Origin of the sequence: Posidoniimonas polymericola (assembly GCF_007859935.1) — a bacterium.
Taxonomy (GTDB): domain Bacteria; phylum Planctomycetota; class Planctomycetia; order Pirellulales; family Lacipirellulaceae; genus Posidoniimonas; species Posidoniimonas polymericola.
In genome coordinates, this window is sequence record NZ_SJPO01000018.1 from 32,793 (window position 1) to 50,721 (window position 17,929).

At 68.4% G+C, this 17,929-nt stretch carries 15 protein-coding genes; 11 read left to right on the plus strand and 4 right to left on the minus strand.

What is annotated here, in order from left to right; genetic code table 11:
• Window positions 1–5: 5 nt before the first annotated feature.
• A complete protein-coding gene (locus Pla123a_RS23795) occupies window positions 6–1,238 on the minus strand; it encodes a hypothetical protein (RefSeq protein WP_146591752.1) in 1,233 nt (410 codons plus the stop codon).
• Window positions 1,239–1,555: 317 nt separating this feature from the next.
• On the opposite strand from Pla123a_RS23795, the gene sppA reads away from it, so the two are divergent.
• Window positions 1,556–3,448, plus strand: a complete 1,893-nt coding sequence (gene sppA / locus Pla123a_RS23800; protein ID WP_146591754.1) for a signal peptide peptidase SppA — start codon at window positions 1,556–1,558, stop codon at window positions 3,446–3,448.
• On the opposite strand, the gene Pla123a_RS23805 is transcribed toward sppA, so the two are convergent.
• Window positions 3,420–4,637 (minus strand): matrixin family metalloprotease, encoded by a 1,218-nt coding sequence (locus Pla123a_RS23805; protein ID WP_146591755.1) that lies wholly within the window; start codon window positions 4,635–4,637, stop codon window positions 3,420–3,422. The two genes, sppA and Pla123a_RS23805, sit on opposite strands and share 29 nt — an antisense overlap.
• Before the next feature lie 286 nt (window positions 4,638–4,923).
• Between Pla123a_RS23805 and Pla123a_RS23810 the strand changes: the two genes are divergently transcribed.
• The 9 genes from Pla123a_RS23810 (at window position 4,924) to Pla123a_RS23850 (ending at window position 15,046) form a co-directional block, all read left to right on the plus strand.
• Window positions 4,924–6,210, plus strand: a complete 1,287-nt coding sequence (locus Pla123a_RS23810) for an adenylosuccinate synthase (RefSeq protein WP_146591757.1) — start codon at window positions 4,924–4,926, stop codon at window positions 6,208–6,210.
• A gap of 66 nt (window positions 6,211–6,276) precedes the next feature.
• Window positions 6,277–7,032 (plus strand): isoprenyl transferase, encoded by a 756-nt coding sequence (locus tag Pla123a_RS23815; RefSeq protein ID WP_146591759.1) that lies wholly within the window; start codon window positions 6,277–6,279, stop codon window positions 7,030–7,032.
• Window positions 7,033–7,069: 37 nt separating this feature from the next.
• Window positions 7,070–8,023, plus strand: a complete 954-nt coding sequence (locus Pla123a_RS23820) for a phosphatidate cytidylyltransferase (RefSeq protein ID WP_146591761.1) — start codon at window positions 7,070–7,072, stop codon at window positions 8,021–8,023.
• A 308-nt stretch (window positions 8,024–8,331) separates the two neighbouring features.
• Window positions 8,332–9,282, plus strand: a complete 951-nt coding sequence (locus Pla123a_RS23825; protein ID WP_146591763.1) for a PhoH family protein — start codon at window positions 8,332–8,334, stop codon at window positions 9,280–9,282.
• 81 nt (window positions 9,283–9,363) lie between these two features.
• Window positions 9,364–11,559 carry an HD family phosphohydrolase gene (locus Pla123a_RS23830; RefSeq protein ID WP_231956620.1) on the plus strand — a complete coding sequence of 732 codons (2,196 nt, stop codon included), beginning with the start codon at window positions 9,364–9,366 and terminating at the stop codon, window positions 11,557–11,559.
• A gap of 9 nt (window positions 11,560–11,568) precedes the next feature.
• On the plus strand, window positions 11,569–12,021 hold the full coding sequence (gene ybeY / locus Pla123a_RS23835; RefSeq protein WP_146591766.1) for an rRNA maturation RNase YbeY: 453 nt from the start codon (window positions 11,569–11,571) through the stop codon (window positions 12,019–12,021).
• 2 nt (window positions 12,022–12,023) lie between these two features.
• Window positions 12,024–13,340, plus strand: a complete 1,317-nt coding sequence (locus Pla123a_RS23840) for a hemolysin family protein (RefSeq protein ID WP_146591768.1) — start codon at window positions 12,024–12,026, stop codon at window positions 13,338–13,340.
• A 134-nt stretch (window positions 13,341–13,474) separates the two neighbouring features.
• Complete coding sequence (locus Pla123a_RS23845) at window positions 13,475–14,449, plus strand: UDP-glucuronic acid decarboxylase family protein (protein WP_146591770.1); 975 nt, start codon at window positions 13,475–13,477, stop codon at window positions 14,447–14,449.
• A gap of 15 nt (window positions 14,450–14,464) precedes the next feature.
• Entirely contained in the window at window positions 14,465–15,046 is a 582-nt protein-coding gene (locus Pla123a_RS23850) for a hypothetical protein (RefSeq protein ID WP_231956621.1), read from the plus strand.
• A gap of 29 nt (window positions 15,047–15,075) precedes the next feature.
• On the opposite strand, the gene Pla123a_RS23855 is transcribed toward Pla123a_RS23850, so the two are convergent.
• The gene (locus tag Pla123a_RS23855; protein WP_146591772.1) at window positions 15,076–15,477 is read right to left on the minus strand and encodes a VanZ family protein; all 402 of its coding nucleotides are present in this window, start codon (window positions 15,475–15,477) and stop codon (window positions 15,076–15,078) included.
• Between the two features lie 65 nt (window positions 15,478–15,542).
• Between Pla123a_RS23855 and tadA the strand changes: the two genes are divergently transcribed.
• Complete coding sequence (gene tadA / locus Pla123a_RS23860) at window positions 15,543–16,007, plus strand: tRNA adenosine(34) deaminase TadA (protein WP_146591774.1); 465 nt, start codon at window positions 15,543–15,545, stop codon at window positions 16,005–16,007.
• A 111-nt stretch (window positions 16,008–16,118) separates the two neighbouring features.
• On the opposite strand, the gene Pla123a_RS23865 is transcribed toward tadA, so the two are convergent.
• Window positions 16,119–17,864 carry a hypothetical protein gene (locus Pla123a_RS23865; RefSeq protein WP_146591776.1) on the minus strand — a complete coding sequence of 582 codons (1,746 nt, stop codon included), beginning with the start codon at window positions 17,862–17,864 and terminating at the stop codon, window positions 16,119–16,121.
• Between the last annotated feature and the right edge of the window lie 65 nt (window positions 17,865–17,929).

A 17,929-nucleotide genomic window follows, 5' to 3' on the forward strand; every position in this document is an offset into this window, starting at 1 on the left:
ATTGCCTAGCGGAACAGGCTGAATGAGCCGCTGATGCTCCGCTTGGGGGCCTCGATCACGTGCGGGTGGATGTCGAAGGGGATCACCCGGGCGTTGGGGTCCTTCGGCGGGACGCGGGCGAACTTGGGGTTCAACCCGCTGGCGACCTGGCCGTGCTTCTGCTGGAACATCTGCTTGAACTGGCCCTCGACCTGCGAGACCTCGCTGGCGACCTGGTCCGGCAGGCGGACGCGCTGCAGCGGGTCGGACGGGGTGTTGTAGGCGGCTCCGAAGGCGCGGATCACCGGCATCATCGCGTCGGTCGGGTACAGGCGGCCCTCGTCGTCGATTTTCGCGACCTCGTCGTACGAGCCGACCACGACGTAGCTCTCGTAGCGGTCGTGGAACTCGTAGGCCTCGATGTTCAGGCGGCGCATCTCCTCGGTCAGCAGGTGGGCGTTCTCGGCGGCCTCGACCAGCGGGTCGACGTCCGACCGCTTCTGGCTCCGCGTGTTGGCGAGCGAGGCGGTCTGCAGCTGGGCCTTGCCGGCGAACGTGGCGACCTTCACCGTGTAGCGGCCCTTCATATCGAGCAGGCTGTGCTTGACGCCCTTGTTCATGTCCGACACGAACTTGTCGACCCCCTTGGGGACGAAGTACTCCTGCGGCAGCAGCGGGTTGCGGGTGATGAACGCGGTGCGCATCGGCCCGTGGGGCTCGGCGTTGCTCACCTTCTGGATGATCTGTTCCTGGTGACGGCGGATGTAGGCGAGCGTCTGGAAGGTCGGCTTGTCGTCCTCGATCTTGAGGGCGTCGGGCTCGAACCGCTTGACGTTGTCGAGCATCCGCTGGGCCTCGGGGTCGTCGATGGCCGGGTAGTCGCCGACCAGCACGGCCCACTCGTGGACGGTGTCGCCGCCGCGGTACTTCATGTGCTTCTTGTTGCCGTACTTGTCGACCCCGCGGCCGACGTCGGTCGTGTCGAGCTCGAGCTTGAGGTCGTGCACGTAGGAGCTGGCGTTGAGCCGCTGACGCAGCTCGAGGGCGACCTGGTTGGCCTGCTGCTCGGCGCCGTCGCCGGTGAAGGTGGCGGCCATGATCAGCCACGGGCCGTGCGACTGCCTAAGCCCGTAGGACGCGCCCGGGTCGGCGGCGACGCGTTCCACCGGCACGAAGCGGCGGAAGATGTTCTGCGCGGCGGCGTCGGTGGGCGCAAGCGACGCCGCGACGAGGGCGAGCGTGAGGGGCGGGGTGAGCATGCGGCCGAGCATGGGCGATCTCCGTTGTGCCGGGGCGGGCACTGGGTTGGTTTGGTCGAGGGCGTGTCGGTTGGTCAGGGGGCGGACGTTAGCGAAATGGGAAGAATCGAGCCAGACCGGCCGCGGGGCGTTTTTCAGCGCCCGAGGGCGGCCCCTGCGGTAAGATGGGGTAGGTGCGTCCGGCCCGTGCTGTTTAACGCTGCGGCCGCCCAGAATGAAGCGATTCCTGCTGCAAGAACCGGCGGCGTGGGGCGAATGCCCCCCAGAGCCTTGCCGCGTCACGATACACCCAGCCCTGCAACGACCACGACAAGATCATGAACCACCGCTGCTCCAATCGTTCAAATTACCGCGCTGCTCGCCCGCTCGTGCTAGCACTGCTGCTGGCCCTGGTCGCCGGGCCCATCGTCGGCCCCGCCGCCCAGGCGGCCGATCCCCAGACCGAGGGGGTGCGGGTCGCCCAGAAGGGATCTGAGAAGGGTGAAACGAAGAGCGACAAGCCGGCCGCCAAGCAGCCCAAGGAAAAGGTCCGCTACGCCAACGTGGTGCTCAGCGGCGCGGTGCCCGAGGGCCCAGGCAGCGGCGGTCCGTTTGCGGACCTCAAGCCGCACCTGGCGAAGCTGATCGCCCGCTTCGACCGCGCGGCCGAGGACGACAGCATCGAGGGCCTGGTGCTCGACATCCGCAGCCCGGGCGTGGGTCGCGGCGGCGTGTGCGAGCTGCGGGCCGCCATCACGCGGTTCCGCGAGTCGGGCAAGACGGTTCATGCCCAGCTCGAGATGGCGACCGCCGGCGACTACCTGATCGCCTGCGCGTGCGACCAGATCATCATGCCCGAGAGCGGCCTGCTGGTGCTGCCGGGCGTGCGGGCGGAGGGCCTGTTCATGAAGGGCCTGCTGGCGAAGATCGGCGTCGAGGCCGACTTCCTGCACATGGGCGACGCCAAGGGCGCCGGTGAGACCTACACCCGCGACTCCTGGAGCCCGCCGGTCAAGAAGAACCTCACCGCGCTGATTGACGACCTGTACATCCAGATGTACGAGACCATCGGCCTCGACCGGCCGATGACCGAGGCCCAGGTCCGCGAGGCGATGGACCAGGGCGTGCTCGGCGCCGGCGAGGCGAAGCGGCTCGGCCTGATCGACCGCATCGCGTACCCCGACGAGGTCCGCCAGACGCTGGCCGACAAGCACGAGGGGAGCAAGCTGGTGTATGTCGAGAACTACGGCGGCAAGAAGGTCGACACCGACTTCTCTGGCCCGGCTGGGTTCTTCAAGCTGATGGGCGTGCTGGCGGGCGCCGGCAACGACGCCCCGGCCCGCGGCAAGAAAATCGCCGTGGTCTACGCGGTCGGCCCGATCATGACCGGCGAGAGCGAGTCCGACCTGTTCGGCGCGTCGACCATCGGCTCGACCTCGCTGGTCAAGGCGCTCGACGAGGCCGACCGTGACAAGGACGTCGTGGCGATCGTGCTGCGGGTCAACAGCCCGGGCGGGTCGGCGATCGCGAGCGACCTCATCTGGCGGAAGACGCAGGAGATCGACAAGCCGATCATCGCCAGCATGGGCGACGTCGCGGCGAGCGGCGGTTACTACATCTCGATGGGCGCCGACAAGATCTTCGCCGAACCGCAGACCGTGACCGGCTCGATTGGCGTGGTGAGCGGCAAGATGGCGCTCGCCGGCCTGTACGACAAGCTCGGCCTGAACGTCGATGTCATCAGCCGGGGCGAGAACAGCGGGGTGTTCAGCAGCACCAACAAGTTCAGCGACAAAGAACGCCAGGCGATGCTGGGGATGATGGAGGAGATCTACGAGCTCTTCACCAGCAAGGCGGCCAAGGGCCGTGGCATGGAGCACGAGGCCCTGCTCAAGCTCGCCAGTGGCAAGGTCTACACCGGCCGCCAGGCAAAGGAGAACGGCCTGGTCGACGAGCTCGGCTCGCTGCAGCAGGCGATCAACGCGGCCAAGGTGCAGGCCGGCCTGAAAGCAGACGACAAGGTCCGCATTATGACCCTGCCGGAGCAGCCCGACTTGTTCCAGGAGCTGTTCGGCGGCGGCAAGGAGCAGCGGGAGGTCTCGGTGCGGGTAGAGGGCCTGGCCCTGCCGGCCGGGTTGCGGGACGCTGTCGGTCGGATGGGCCTGTGGGCCCGACTGCTGCAGCAGGAACGCGTCGGGCTGTTTATGCCGGTCGAGGTCGTGGTGGAGTAGCCGCCCTGCGGCGGCGTGACCACCATCCGAGGCCGGTGAGCAGCACAATCGCCGAGGGCTCGGGCGCGGCGGTCGCGCCGGGCGCAGTGGCCGCCGCGCCGTAGTTGTCGCTCCACGCCCGGTACTGCTCGGATCCGATGGTCGTGCTGGAGGGGTCGTTCGGCAGCGAGCCGGCGGGCTGGCCGACACTGTCGCGCCAGAGGGTGTAGTCGGCGGCGTCAACGAAGCCGTCGTCGTTGTAGTCGCCGAACAGCGGGTCGCCCCCGATCGGCGGCGCGATGGTCGCGACCTCCCAGCCGATGTCCTTGAGGGCGGCGGCGTCGAGCGTGGTGAGGTACTTCCGCGTGCCGTTGGTGACGTCGGGGTCGAGGGCCGCCTCCTGCACGGTGTCGAGGCCGAGCACGGTGCTCTCGACGCCGAACTGCCAGTGGCCGCCGAACGCCGACGGGTAGGAGCCCCCGTTGGCCGCGTACGCGTTGGCGCCGAGGAAGCTGTTGTTCTGCACAAGCGAGGACCACTCGTTGGACGCGCCGAGCCCGAGGGCGTGCCCGAGCTCGTGCACGGCGACCGAGTAGAAGTCGCTCTCTAGGAACTCAACGTCGGTGGTCCAGTCCCAGTGCCAGTTGGTGCTGGTGTCTGAGTCGAAGCTGATCGATCCTCCCCACGCGGCGAACTCGCCGTCGGGCTCGCCCCGGTGCACCACCTGCGAGAGGAACTGATCGGTGGTGCTGTTGATGAGGGCCAGGTCGGACGGGAAGTACGAACCTCCGAGGTTGTACCCGTAGCCGCCCGGGCCCCCGATGCCGAGCGTTGTGCCGGCGATCGACCTGGCCCCGGCGTAGATGCGGTACTCGTCGGCGTTGATGGTCGGGTCGACGATCGTGACGTTTGAGCCGGTGGCCGGGTGGGTGAACGTCTGGCTCCAGGTCCAGGAGTACTCGGCCGAGCCGTTGACGACCGGATCGGGGGTCCGCACCTCGGAGAACGAATCCTGCAGGATCTCTGAGTAGTAGCGTGCGACCTCTTCCAGGGCGGCCTTCGCGGCGGCGCCGGCCGCGGGGCCGTCCGGGTTGCCGGCGCCGAAGAAGTTGCTCGAGTCGTAGGAGTAGTCGAGCACGAGATTGACCGCGGCCGCTGGGCCGACCGCCACCAGGACCAGGCACAGCGACACCGTGTTCCGAAGCTTCATCGTCCACCTCCGTGAGATAAGGAACTCCCCCGCGTCCGTCTGCGGCAGCCTAGAGCCGATTTGTGGGGCGGTCAACGATAGCTGCCCCGGCCGCCTGCTGGCCGGTGGGCCGGCGGCCGGCCGCGGGACGCCGGCGGTTGACCCTTGGTCGAAAGCCCGCGTAGAATCTGGGTTTGCAGCCGGGCGGGCATCCGTCCGGGGATCGGCCGGCGTTGGCTTGGGCAAGCGTCGGCTCGTTTTCTGTCCAGATTGAATCTGCCCACTATGCTACGAGCGGGGGTCCCGCGTGCCTGGCGTTTGTGTGATCGGCCTCCAGTGGGGCGACGAGGCGAAGGGGAAGATCGTCGATCTTCTGACCCAGCAGTCCGACTTTGTGGTCCGTTATCAGGGGGGTGCCAACGCCGGCCACACGGTGGTCGTCGGCGACCAGACCTACAAGCTGTCGCTGCTCCCCTCCGGCGTGCTTACCCCGGGGGTCACCTGCGTGATCGCCGGCGGCGTGGTGATCAACCCGGCCAAGGCGATCGAGGAGCTCGAGGAGCTGGAGGGTCGAGGGATGACCCACCTCGACAACCTCAAGATCAGCGACCGCGCGCACGTCATCATGCCGTGGCACTTCGCCGAGGACCGCGTGCTCGACAAAAGCACCGGGGGCGAGGACATCGGCACCACGCAGCGCGGCATCGGCCCCTGCTACCGCGACAAGGTCGGCCGCTCGTTCGCCATCCGCATGGGCGACCTGTACCGCGACTCGTTCCCGGACCGCGTCCGCCACATCGTGGCCGCCAAGAACGAGATGCTCACCGCCCCCGACCACCTCGACGCCGACGCCGTGATCGAGCAGTACACGGTCTTCGCCGAGAAGCTCCGCTCGCACGTCTGCGACACCACCGACATGCTGCTGACCGCCGCCGAAGAGGGCAAGCAGCTGCTGTTCGAGGGCGCGCAGGGCTCGCTGCTGGACGTCGACCACGGCACCTACCCGTATGTCACGAGCAGCAACAGCTCGGGCGTCGGCGTGTCGAACGGCTCGGGCGTGCCGGCCAAGCACATCACGCACACGCTGGGCATCGTCAAGGCGTACTCGACCCGCGTCGGCGGCGGGCCGTTCCCGACCGAGCAGGACAACGAGTACGGCCAGCACCTGCGCGAGCAGGGCAACGAGTACGGCACGGTCACCAAGCGGCCGCGCCGCTGCGGCTGGCTCGACGCGGTCGCGCTGCGGTACACGGCGCGGCTGAGCGGCGTCGACGGCATCAGCGTGATGCTGATGGACGTCTTGAGCGGCCTCAAGGAGATCAAGATCTGCACCGCCTACGAGCTGGACGGCCGCACCACCGACACCTACCCCAGCCACGTCGACGACCTGCGTCGCGTCACCGCCGTTTACGAGACCCTGCCCGGCTGGGACGAGGACATCACCGGCTGCACGGAGATGGACCAGCTGCCCGCCGCGGCGCTGGGCTACCTGAAGCGGGTGAGCGAGCTGGTCGGCGCTCCGGTGGAGTACGTCTCGGTCGGCCCGGGGCGTGAGCAGACGATCCAAGCTGCCGCCGCCGCGGTCGGAGCCTGAGCGAAAGACACCCACCAGTAACCGCCCCGCGAAGGCGCCCCCTCCATTCCGACCGCACCGACCCCCATGACCGCCGGCGTCGACCCGCCATTGTCGCTTGCCGAGCTGCCCCCCGAGCGGTGGCCGAAGCATATCGCGATCATCATGGACGGCAACGGCCGCTGGGCCGAGCGCCGTGGCCTGCCCCGCATGCAGGGCCACCAGCGCGGCGTGTCGTCCGTGCGGGCGGTCACCGAGGAGGCGGCCCGGCTCGGGCACATCCAGGCGCTCACCCTCTACTGCCTGAGCAGCGAGAACTGGAAGCGGCCGCAGGAAGAGCTCGACTTCCTGATGCAGATGCTCGCCCGGTACATGATCGATGAACGCCCGACGATCACGCAGAACAACATCCGCGTGTCGATGCTGGGCCGACGCTGCGGCCTGCCCGACGACGTCCTCGCCGAGGTCGACAAGACCATCGAGCTGAGCTCCGCCAACACCGGCATGCGGCTCAACCTGGCGATCAACTACGGCGGCCGCGCCGAGCTGACCGACGCCATGACCCGCATCGCCGAGGAGGTCGAGGCCGGCGACCTCGCGCCCGACCAGATCAACGAGCAGCTGATCGCCGACCGCCTGACCACCGCCGGCATCCCCGATCCGGACCTCCTGATACGCACGGCGGGCGAGCTGCGGATCAGCAACTTCCTGTTGTGGCAGGTGAGCTACTCCGAGATCTGGGTCACCGACGACTGCTGGCCCGACTTCGACGAGGCGACCCTCCACCGGGCAATCCAAGACTACGCCCGACGCGAGCGCCGCTACGGCGGGCTGAACGTCTAACCCCGCCGCGCACCCCTAACTCGATCGACTACCACCTGTGCTCATCTGGCGACTAGTACTCGGCGTGCTGCTGGTGAGCGTGCTGGTAGGGCTGGCCTGGCTCGACTACGATTCGCCCCGGCCGGGCCTGTGGCTCTCGCCGCTGGCGTTCCTGGGGTCGTTCCTCGGCGCGGGCGAGCTGGTGCGGCTGTTCGAGAGCAACGCCAAGCTGTACGAGAGCGACTCCGCCACCGGCCAGCCCCGCCACATCACGCCTACCCGCTACGTCGTGGCGACCGGGGCGCTGATCACCGTGGTCATCAGCTTCGCGCCGCTGTTCTACCCGACCCGTGGCGAGGCGGTCGCCAGCGCGGGCTGGACAGCCATCGGCCTGGCGCTCAGCGTGCTAATGGCGATCGTCGTCGAGATGGCCCGCTACCAGCAGCCGGGCATCGCGACCATCCGGTTGTCGCAGTCGGTGCTGGCGATCGCCTACAGCGGCGGCCTGATGGGTTTCGTGGTGCAGCTGCGGCTGATCACCGGCGGCCGCTGGGGCGAGGAGGGCCGCTGGGGGCTGCTGGCATTGCTCTCGGTCGTGGCGATCACCAAGTGCAACGACACCGGCGCCTACTTCAGCGGCAAGTTTTTCGGCAAGCACAAGATGACGCCGATCCTCAGCCCGGGCAAAACCTGGGAGGGCGCCGCCGGCGGGATGGCCCTCGGGCTGCTCGGCGGCTTCCTGGTGCTGGGCCCGGTCGCCGAGCGGCTGGGCTGCGTCTCGGAGAAGGGCCCGGTGGCCTGGGTGGTTGGTGTGGGGCTGTACTCGGTGGCAATGGTGCTGGCGGCGGTCGGCGGTGACCTGGCGATCTCGCTGCTCAAACGCGACGCCGGTCTCAAGAATTCGAGCAGCTGGCTGCCCGGGTTTGGCGGCGTGCTCGACCTGCTCGATTCGATCATCTTTGCGGCTCCCATCGCCTACGTGCTGTGGGTGACCCAGCTGGTTGGGCCGTGAGGGCCGGGCAGGGACCTGCGCCGCGGGGCGGCGGCGGCGGCTGTCTACCGCAGGAGATTTGTCGCAATCGTCACAACCCGAGTCCCTTGCGCCACTTGCGCCCGGCAACAAGCCAACTCCTGGCGTCGGTATCCGCGGATCAGGTATAGTTTGAAGCAGCGGCGGGGACACGTGCCCCGCTGTGTCGGCGGCCGCGGGCCGCCGTTGTTGTTCCTAGGAAAGACCCCATTCTTCAGCCACAGGCCGAAGGCGTTGCGTAGGCATGCGACAGCCGCCCGCTCGGCGGCCCGCCTCCCTACGCCCCTAGTATGATCGAAGCTTTCATCCCGGTCAGTGGTCCCGACCAGCTCATACAGCTCTTCGGCCCTTCAGATCAACACCTTCGCCGCATCCGCGAAGCGGTGCCCGCGAAGATCCACGCGCGGGAGGGCAAGATCCGCGTCAGCGGTGACGAGGACGCCGTGCTGCAGGCGACCGCCATCATCGAGCGGCTGAAGAACGAGGTCGCGATCGGCGGGATCATCTCGCCCGAGTTTGTCGACAGCGTGCTCGCCGACCTCACCGACGCCAAGCCGACCGGGGCGTCGGAGATGAAGGTGGACGTCCAGCGGGCGGGCGTGAGCATCCGCCCCCGCACGTCGGGCCAGGGCCGCTACATCGAGGCGATCCGCTCGAACGACCTCGTCTTCTGCATCGGCCCGGCCGGCACCGGCAAGACCTACCTGGCCGTGGCCGCGGCGGTCGAGGCCCTGCGGCAGGACAAGGTCCGCAAGGTGGTGCTGGTCCGCCCCGCGGTCGAGGCCGGCGAGAGCCTCGGCTACCTGCCGGGCGACCTGCGGGCCAAGATCAACCCGTACCTCCGCCCGCTGCTGGACGGCCTGGGCGAGATGATGGACTTCGACCAGCTCAAGCGTTACATGGCCGAGGACGTGATCGAGGTCGCGCCGCTGGCCTACATGCGCGGCCGCACGCTCAACAACGCGTTCATCATTATGGACGAGGCGCAGAATACGACCGTCGGCCAGATGAAGATGTTCCTCACCCGCATGGGCGCCAACAGCAGGGTGGTCGTCACCGGCGACGCGACGCAGGTCGACCTGCCGCCGCACACCATGAGCGGCCTGATCGACGCCCGGCGGCGGCTGCTGGGGATCGAGGGCTCGGAGTGGGTGGAGCTTTCCAAGGAGGACATCGTGCGGCACCGCCTGGTGCAGGCGATTGTCGACGCCTACGAGGAGGGCTCGGACACTCGTTCGTAATGCCTCATGTCTACCGGCGCTAAAACGCGAACACGGAGCCAGCGGGTGGCCTCGGTCGAGCTGCCCCGGGGCAGGTTCGCCATGCTGGCGGCTAACCTCCGCAAGGGCCGCGTGCTGCTGCGCATCGCGCTCTGCATGATCACCGCGCTGGCGATGCTCGCCATGACCCGCGGCTGGGACCCGCCCCGCGACTTCCGTCCCGACCGCATCCCCGAGCGGGCCGTCACCGTGCGGACGCCGTTCGAGGAGATCGACCCGGTCGCCACCGAGAAGGCCCGCGACGAGGCCCGCCGCCTGGCCGTGGCGGTCTACGACCACGGCGCCGCCCCGATCACGCTGCTCAAGTCGGAGCTCAAGAACGACCTCAGCAAGCTGATCAGCGCCGACGACTTCGAGTCGGTCGACCAGGGCCTGTGGGAGAGCTTCTCCCCGCCGCTGGCCGAGGGGACCCCCGAGCCGACCACTGAGGAGCAGGCCGAGGAATTCGCACGGTTCAAGCAGGCGCTTTCGCAAGAGGGCGCGATGGACGCGCTCAACAACACAATCGACGAGCTCTTCCTGCCGCTCGAGCAGCACGGCGTGCTGGCGCGGCTCGACCCCGAGCACAACGCCAACCCCGAACGCATCGAGGTCCGCCCGCTTGGCAGCTCCGGCAGCTTCGACGCCACCGTGCCGATCAGCGAGGTCCGCCTCGAGGACGTGCTCAACCGCCTGCAGCGGCAGGTCACCCAGAAGGCGTCGAGCCTGGAGATCGCCAACCGGGTGTTCGCCCGGATCAGCGAGCGTCTGCCGCTGGCGGTGTCGCTCAAGCTGAACCGCGACGCCACGACCGCGGCCCAGCAGGAGGCGGCCGACAAGGTCGAAGTAGAAGAAAAGCACTTCGAGCCCGGCGACCTGATCGCCGCCGCCGGCCAGCCGCTCTCCGAGGAGCAGCTCGGCCGGCTGGAGCTGGAGTACCAGAAGGAGCTCTCCGAGCGTAGCGCCGCCGAGCGGCTCGGCCTGGCGCTGGCCGTGCTGGGGATGTACCTCGCCCTGTTCACGGTCGGCGGCTTCTTTGTCTACCGGCTGGACGGCGGCTTCGTGTCGGAATTGCCCCGGCTGGTGACCCTGCTGCTGACCATCCTCGCGACCGTCGGCGTGATGCTGCTGACGCACGCCAACGGCTGGCGGGCCGAGGCGATCCCGCTCTTGCTGTTCGGCATGACCATCGCCGTGGTGAGCCGGCAGGACGTCGCGCTCTTGCTGTCGGCGGCCATGACCCTGGTGATCGTCATGGCGGTCGGCTACGACCTGGTCGACGCCATCGTGCTGCAGGCGGCCGCCACCGGCGCGATCCTCACCCTCGACTCGGTCCGCACCCGCAGCAAGCTGCTGGTCGTCGGCTTCCTGGCCGCGGTGGTCGGGCTGCTGACCGCGATCGGCGCCGGCGTGGTGGCCGGGCACGAGCTGGCCCCGACCCTCCGCCTGGCGCTGAACCTGGCGCTGTGGTGCATCATCGCCGGCTCTTTGATGACCTGCCTGCTGCCGCTGGTCGAACGCGTGTACGGCGTGCAGACCGACCTCAGCCTGATCGAGCTGGGCGACCCGGCCCACCCGCTGCTGCAGGAGCTGATCCGCCGCGCGCCCGGCACGTACAACCACTCGATCACGGTCGCCTCGCTCGCCCAGGCGGCGGCCGAGTCGATCGGCGGCCGCGGCCTGCTGGTGCGGGTGGGGGCCTACTTCCACGACATCGGCAAGATGCTCAAGCCGGGCTACTTCATCGAGAACCAGACCCGCGGCGCCAACCGGCACGACACCCTGGTGCCGGCGATGAGCACGCTGGTGATCATCGCCCACGTCAAGGACGGCGCCGACCTCGCGCGGCAGAACAACCTGCCGGAGTGCATCGTCGACTTCATCCAGCAGCACCACGGCACTACGCTGGTCGAGTACTTCTACCGCCAGGCCGCTAACAAGAAGAACGAGGACCCGGACGCCGCCGAGGTCGACGAACGCTCGTTCCGCTACCCCGGTCCCAAGCCGCAGACCAAGGAGGCCGGCGTGCTGATGCTGGCCGACGCGGTCGAGAGCGCCAGCCGCGTGCTGGTCGAGCCGACCCCGGCGCGTATCGAGAACCTGGTCGAGGAGATCACCCGCAAGCGGCTCGACGACGGGCAGTTCGACGAGTGCGGCCTGACCCTGCAGGAGCTCCGCAAGGTGGGCGACAGCCTGGTGAAGTCGTTGACCGCCGTCTACCACGGCCGCGTGAAGTACCCCGATCAGGAGACCGCCTAGGCCGCCCCGATGGAGATCTCAGTCAACAACTCGCAGGCGACCCTCGCCGTCGACGAGCAGCGGCTCATCGACGCCGCGGCAGCCGTGCTCGCCGAGGCCGAGGTGGCCGACGGCGTGCTCAGCATCGCCGTCGTGGACGACGAGCAGATGCACAAGCTCAACCGCGAGTTCCTCGACCACGACTACCCGACCGACGTCCTCAGCTTCGACCTCTCCGGCGGGGTCGGCCCTTTCCAGGGCGAGGTGATCGTCAGCTCCGACACGGCCGCCAGCAACGCGGTGGAGTACGGCTCGCCCGCCGCGCAGGAGCTGCTGCTGTACGTCATCCACGGGACGCTCCACCTAGTGGGCTACAACGACAAGTCCGACGACCAGGCGGCCGAGATGCGCCGGGCCGAGCAACGCTGGCTGAGCCGGTTCTTCCCCTCACCGACCCCCGCTCCCCCCACAGGAGACAACTGACTGTGTCCCCCGACGCGCTGTTGTGGCTCGCCGTCATCTCCGCCGTACTCACCTGCCTGGGCGCCATCGGCGCCCGGACGCTGCGGGAATTCTCGCGGCACGACCTGCAGGAGCTCTGCCAGCGATCCGACCGGCTCGACCGCTTCAGCGAGATCCTCAAGGCCCACGACCGCAACGCGTTGGCCGCCGAGATCTTGGTGGTGGTCTGCACGTCGGTCTTCTTCGCGGCGGCCGCCTACTGGGCGCTGTTCGAGTGGTTCGGCGAGATCCTCGCCGAGGCCGAGGTGATGCCGAGCCTGCGAGTGGTGGTCGCCGGCGCGGCGCTGCTGGGCGTCGGGTTCAGCGCGCTGCGGATCTGGCTGCCGTGGTCGGTGTCGCGGCTGTGCGCGTCGTCGTTCCTGTACTACACCTGGCCCGCCTGGAAGCTGGTCGGCTGGGGGATGACCCCCGTGCTCTGGCTGGCCGGCGGGCTCGACGCGCTGCTGCACCGCATGATGGGCCAGACGCCGGTCACCCTCGACGGCGAGACCATCGAGGAAGAGATCCGCACGATCGTCACCGAGGGCCACCGCGAGGGCCTGCTCGAAGAAGATGCCCGCGGAATGATCGAGGGCGTTATGGAGCTCGGCGACGTTGACGTCGGGCACGTGATGACGCCCCGCACCGATATGCACATGCTGCAGGCCGACACGCCCTGGCAGGACATCCTGGCCGACGTGATCAAGATGGGCCACACGCGGATCCCGGTGTACGGCGTCAACCGCGACGACATCCTCGGTGTGCTGTACGTGAAGGACCTGCTGCCGGAGCTCGCCAAGCCGGGCGACGAGCCACGCACCCCGCTCGCCGAGCTGGTCCGCAAGCCGGTGTTTGTGCCTGAGTCCAAGGCGGTCGACGACCTGCTGGAGATGTTCCAGCAGCTCCGCACCCACATCGCCATTGTGCTGGACGAGTACGGCGGGGTCGCCGGGCTGGTGACCATCGAGGACGTCCTGGAGGAAATCGTCGGCGAGATTGTCGACGAGTACGACCCGGAGGTGGTGCAGGAGGTCCAACGCATCAACGAGGACGTCTGCGAGGCGATCGGCCGGGCCCACGTCGACGAGATCAACGAGATGATGGGCTTCGACCTCCCCGAGGACCAGGACTTCGACACCATCGGCGGGTTCGTCTTTTCCGAGCTGGGCCGTGTGCCGGTGCCGGGCGAGTCGTTCGTCTGGCAGGAGCTGATGCACCTCACCGTGGTCGACGCCAGCAAGCGCCGGGTCGAGCGGGTCCGCGTCGAACGCCTGCAAAAAGCGGCCGCGGAAAGCGCGTAGCCGGCAATGCTGCGCCATCCGCCATCCGCGGGCTGATGGCCGCCGGCGGGTGGCCGCCGCGGCAACCTTGCGGACTCGCGGGCCGGCAATCAAACTAGATGCTCCCTCAACCTATTCCTACCTCTGCGGTTTCGATGTCCCAAATCAAGCGTATCCTCGTGACCGGCGGCGCCGGCTTCCTCGGCTCCCACCTGTGCGAGCGGCTCGTCGCCGACGGGCACGACGTCATCTGCCTGGACAACTTCTTCACCAGCCAGAAGTCGAACGTCACGCACCTGTTGGACCGGGCGAATTTCGAGCTGGTGCGGCACGACGTCACGCACGATATCTTTTTGGAGGTCGACGAGATCTACAACCTGGCGTGCCCCGCCGCGCCGGGCCACTACCAGTACAACCCGATCAAGACGATGAAGACGTCCGTCATGGGCGCCATCAACCTGCTGGGCATGGCCAAGCGGTGCCGCGCGAAGATCCTCCAGGCGTCGACCAGCGAGGTCTACGGCGACCCCGAGGTGCACCCCCAGCCAGAGAGCTACCGCGGCGCCGTCAACCCGATCGGCACCCGTGCGTGCTACGACGAGGGCAAGCGAGCCGCCGAGACCCTCTTCATGGACTACCACCGCCAGAACGGCGTGAACGTCCGTGTGGTGCGGATCTTCAACACCTACGGCCCGCGGATGCACCCCTACGACGGCCGCGTGGTGTCGAACTTCATCCGCCAGGCGCTGTACGGCGAGGACATCACGATCTTTGGCGAGGGGAACCAGACCCGCTCGTTCTGCTACCGCGACGACCTCATCGAGGGGATGATCCGGATGATGAACGGGCCGGACGACTTCATCGGCCCTGTCAACATCGGCAACCCGGGCGAGTTCACCATCAAGGAGCTGGCCGAGCAGGTGGTAGAGCTGACCGGCTCGAAGTCGAAGTTCGTCACCAAGCCGCTCCCGTCCGACGACCCGACGCAGCGTCAGCCGGACATCACGCTGGCCAAGAAGCACCTCGGCTGGGAGCCGCAGGTCCCCCTGCGCGAGGGCCTGACCAAGACCATCGAGTGGTTCAAGTCGGTCGACCTCGACGACTTCCGCGCCCCGACGCCGAACTACTAGGCGAGCCGCAAGACGATGCTGTGGCCGCTTGTACTCCCATTTCAGATCTCGGCGGCCTGCTTGGCGTCGCTGGTGGTCGTGCTCACCGCGGCGGCGCCGCGGTGGCGGTGGAAGCGGGGGTCTACGTTCCTGATCGCCACGATGCTCGCGTTATTCGCCCTGGTCCCCTCGTGCACGGTAGTGCAGCTCGGGATCGACGCCCTGCGATTCGGTCGCTTCGACTACGCCGACGTTAGCCAGATCGATGACTTCCGCGCCCGACGCTACCTGCCGGACGCAGCGGTCGACATCGAGATGCACAAGCACGCGCAGGGGTACCGAGCCCGTTACTCGATTTCGGAGGCGGATTTCCAGTCGTACCTTGATGGCCTCTGGGAGACTTACGGCTCGCGCTCTGCCGTGGAGCGAGGGGGATACGCGGGAGAGGAGTCTGCGGCGGACGCCACGACAATGCAACTAGCGTTTGGCGATCTCGGGTGGCCGACTCTAGAAAGCGCGGTCGAGTTTCACAGCCCCACCGAGCCGGACGGCGGTGGCGCCGTCTACTACTTTGACCGCCAAACCGGTATCGCCTATCAGCGGACCGGCTATTGGTGACGCGGTGGCCCACCCGGCCGCTTACCCTCTCAATCCGTCACCGGGCATGCGCCGCTACGTATATTCAGCCAGACGGCGCTGCCTATCGCCGCGCCGACCAGGTCGGCCAGCAGGTCAAGCGGGTCGCACATGCGGTTGAAGTACGGCTGCGTGATCTCGTCAAGCAGCCCGATACCGAACGCGATGGCGGTCGTGAGCAGCACGGTTTTGATTGCCGAGGACTGCGGCAGCCGCATGGCGATCAGCAGGCCGAGCACGCCGTAGGCCAGCACGTGCACCACCTTGTCGATGCCGATGATACTCTCGCTTGGCAGCACGTCGGCCGGGTAGTGCGTCGCAAAGACCAACACCACGAGGTAGACTGGCAGCAGCCACTGCGACCGCCGATCGATGGCGTGCAGCGTGTTTCTGAGGGTGGATCGCGGGGGCATCGGCGCGGGGGCAGGCTGCGGGCGGGACGAATGAGGACGCGGGGAATGACGACGCGGAGCGAAGCTTGAACGATCAACCAGACGAACGCTACCTCCGCCTGGCCCTGCAGCAGGCCCAGGCGGCCGCTGAAGCGGGCGAGGTCCCGGTGGGAGCCCTCATTGTAGCAGACGGCCGGGTGCTGGCCGCGGCCCACAACGAACGGGAAACGCTGCGGGATCCCACGGCGCACGCCGAGATGATCGCCATCACGCAGGCGGCCGAGGCGCTCGGGGCCTGGCGGCTGGAGGGGTGCACGCTGTACGTCACGCTCGAGCCCTGCCCGATGTGCGCCGGCGCGATTGTGCAGGCCCGCATCCCGCGGGTGGTGTACGGCGCCGCCGACCCGAAGGCGGGGGCGGTCGACAGCCTGTACCAGCTGCTCACCGACGACCGGCTGAACCACCGGGTGGAGGTCACCGCCGGCCTGATGGGCGAGGAGTGCGGCCGCGTGCTGAGCGAGTTCTTTCGGGCACGGCGGCTCAAGAAGTAGTCAGCACGCCCTGCGTGGGCTTGGGGCTCTCGTGGCGATTCACCACGCCCTTGTCAGGGCGTGCGACCCTTGGACTTAGTTCCTCGCGCATCGTCCCGATCGCTTCGCGGCTCAACTCTCGCCGCTGCGGAGGATCATCCAGAACAGCCCGAAGCAGAGCACGCCGGCCGCGGTGGGCGCGGCGATCAACAGCGTGCGGCTGGGGGGCTCGGGCGCGGGGTCGAGCGTTGCGACCGAGTTGGCGGCGGCTGGTTTTGGATCCTCGGGATTGGCGGCCGGGGCGTCTGCGACCGATTCCCCCTCCGCCGCCTTCTGCTCGTCCGCCGCGGGGCCGGGCATCACGCCCTGCAGCTCGTCGGTGTCGGACGGCCGCGGGTTCGCCATCCGACTCCCCTGCGGCGTCGCGAAGGCAGACGGGTCGGGCAGGTTGTTGTCGGCGGACTCCATTTCGGCGGGCGGCTCGTCGGTGGCCTCGTCCTCGGCTAGCACGACCGGGTCATCGCCCACGTTGCTCAGGCCGGTGGGCTGGCGGGCGTCCGCGGTTGTGCTCGCCTTGGGCCGAGCCTGGGCCAGGAAACCAAACGCCCGCAGGCTGCGGGCCCGCTTCACGGCGGCCGGGTCGACGCCCTCGATCTCTTCGAGCGCCGCGGCGGCGCGGTCGGCTACCTCGCCCTCCTGCTCGGCTGCGACGTCCAGGTAGGTGATGATCGGCTCGCGGACGTACTTCTGCACGCCGGAGTCCTCCTCGCCCGCCCGGGCGTACATGTCGGTCAGCCGCTCGAGCACGGACCAGTCTTCCCAGCGTGCCAAGTCGGGGATGACCTGGTCGGCGAAGTCGGGGTTGTCGAGCAGCAGCCGCGCCGACGTGACCAGGCGGTCCATCGGCACGATGTCGGACTCCTCGGCCAGGAACCGCAATGCCATCAGCGCCGAGTAGATGTGGGAGTAGTCGGCCGCCATGCCGTTGACCTTCTCGCCCGACAGAAACCGCTGGTCGATTAGGTCGAGGCCATCCGGGCCGCGGAGCGTGAGGTAGCAGGCGATCAGCGCGTCGAGGCCCTGCTTCTTGGCGCGTTCGTTCAGGCGGATCGCCTCGATGGTGAGGGTCGAGCCGAGCGGGGCTCCGGCCGCGAACGAGGCGGCGGCCGCGGCCTCGGCCGCGGGGATCAGCCGCCGCGAGTCCGACGTCAGCATCGACTCGAGCCGCGGGAGGTCTTCTTCTGTGCCGCACACGCCGAGCATCGTCAGGAACAGCCGCCGGCGGCTCGGGCTGACCGCCGGGTCCTCGATCCAGGCGAGCAGCTGCTGGCGGTCCATCTGGTCCTTGATCCCGCGGACATCCGAGTACGGGGCGCGGGCGAACTCGTCGTACGCGTCCTGCGCCAGCATCGGGTCTTCGTCCTGCAGGAAGTCCTGGAAGAACGCGATCCGGCCGGGGCCGGACTCGGGCAGCGAGCGGAGCTGCTTCACGTAGTCGACCGCCCGGTCGGACAGCTTGAGCGGGATGGCCCACTCGTACGGCTCGCCGATGCCGCGGATCAGGTACGCGGCCTCCTTGTCCGACTCGCCAAAGTAGATGGCGTCGAACTCGGTCTTGCCGGGCTCGATCCCCTCGCCGAACAGCACGTCCTCGACGCGGAACCCGGCCTTGCCGGCGTCGGGGTCGAGGGGGCCGTTACCCGCGTCCATCACCGACGACGCCTCGCGGACCAGCCGGGCGATCACCGCGGCGTCGGCCGTGCCGAGCTCCTCGGTCAGCGTGCTCTGCTCGGCCGAGCAGAACGGGCAGGCGAACACGCGGGCCGTCGGTCCGGTGAGCAGCGAGAGGGTTAGCAGGAAGATGGCAATTCGACGCATGGGGTCACCTGATGGTGCGGACGCGTTGCAAAAGGCAAGGATTCTATTCTACGCGGGGTCGGCAG

Excerpts from the sequence above, each read along its gene's own strand:
- Pla123a_RS23795 (WP_146591752.1), bottom strand. The coding sequence starts at position 1,238 with ATGCTCACCCCGCCCCTCACGCTCGCCCTCGTCGCGGCGTCGCTTGCG.
- sppA (WP_146591754.1), top strand. The coding sequence starts at position 1,556 with ATGAACCACCGCTGCTCCAATCGTTCAAATTACCGCGCTGCTCGCCCG.
- Pla123a_RS23805 (WP_146591755.1), bottom strand. The coding sequence starts at position 4,637 with ATGAAGCTTCGGAACACGGTGTCGCTGTGCCTGGTCCTGGTGGCGGTC.
- Pla123a_RS23815 (WP_146591759.1), top strand. The coding sequence starts at position 6,277 with ATGACCGCCGGCGTCGACCCGCCATTGTCGCTTGCCGAGCTGCCCCCC.
- Pla123a_RS23825 (WP_146591763.1), top strand. The coding sequence starts at position 8,332 with ATGATCGAAGCTTTCATCCCGGTCAGTGGTCCCGACCAGCTCATACAG.
- Pla123a_RS23830 (WP_231956620.1), top strand. The coding sequence starts at position 9,364 with ATGCTGGCGGCTAACCTCCGCAAGGGCCGCGTGCTGCTGCGCATCGCG.
- ybeY (WP_146591766.1), top strand. The coding sequence starts at position 11,569 with ATGGAGATCTCAGTCAACAACTCGCAGGCGACCCTCGCCGTCGACGAG.
- Pla123a_RS23845 (WP_146591770.1), top strand. The coding sequence starts at position 13,475 with ATGTCCCAAATCAAGCGTATCCTCGTGACCGGCGGCGCCGGCTTCCTC.
- Pla123a_RS23850 (WP_231956621.1), top strand. The coding sequence starts at position 14,465 with ATGCTGTGGCCGCTTGTACTCCCATTTCAGATCTCGGCGGCCTGCTTG.
- Pla123a_RS23855 (WP_146591772.1), bottom strand. The coding sequence starts at position 15,477 with ATGCCCCCGCGATCCACCCTCAGAAACACGCTGCACGCCATCGATCGG.
- Pla123a_RS23865 (WP_146591776.1), bottom strand. The coding sequence starts at position 17,864 with ATGCGTCGAATTGCCATCTTCCTGCTAACCCTCTCGCTGCTCACCGGA.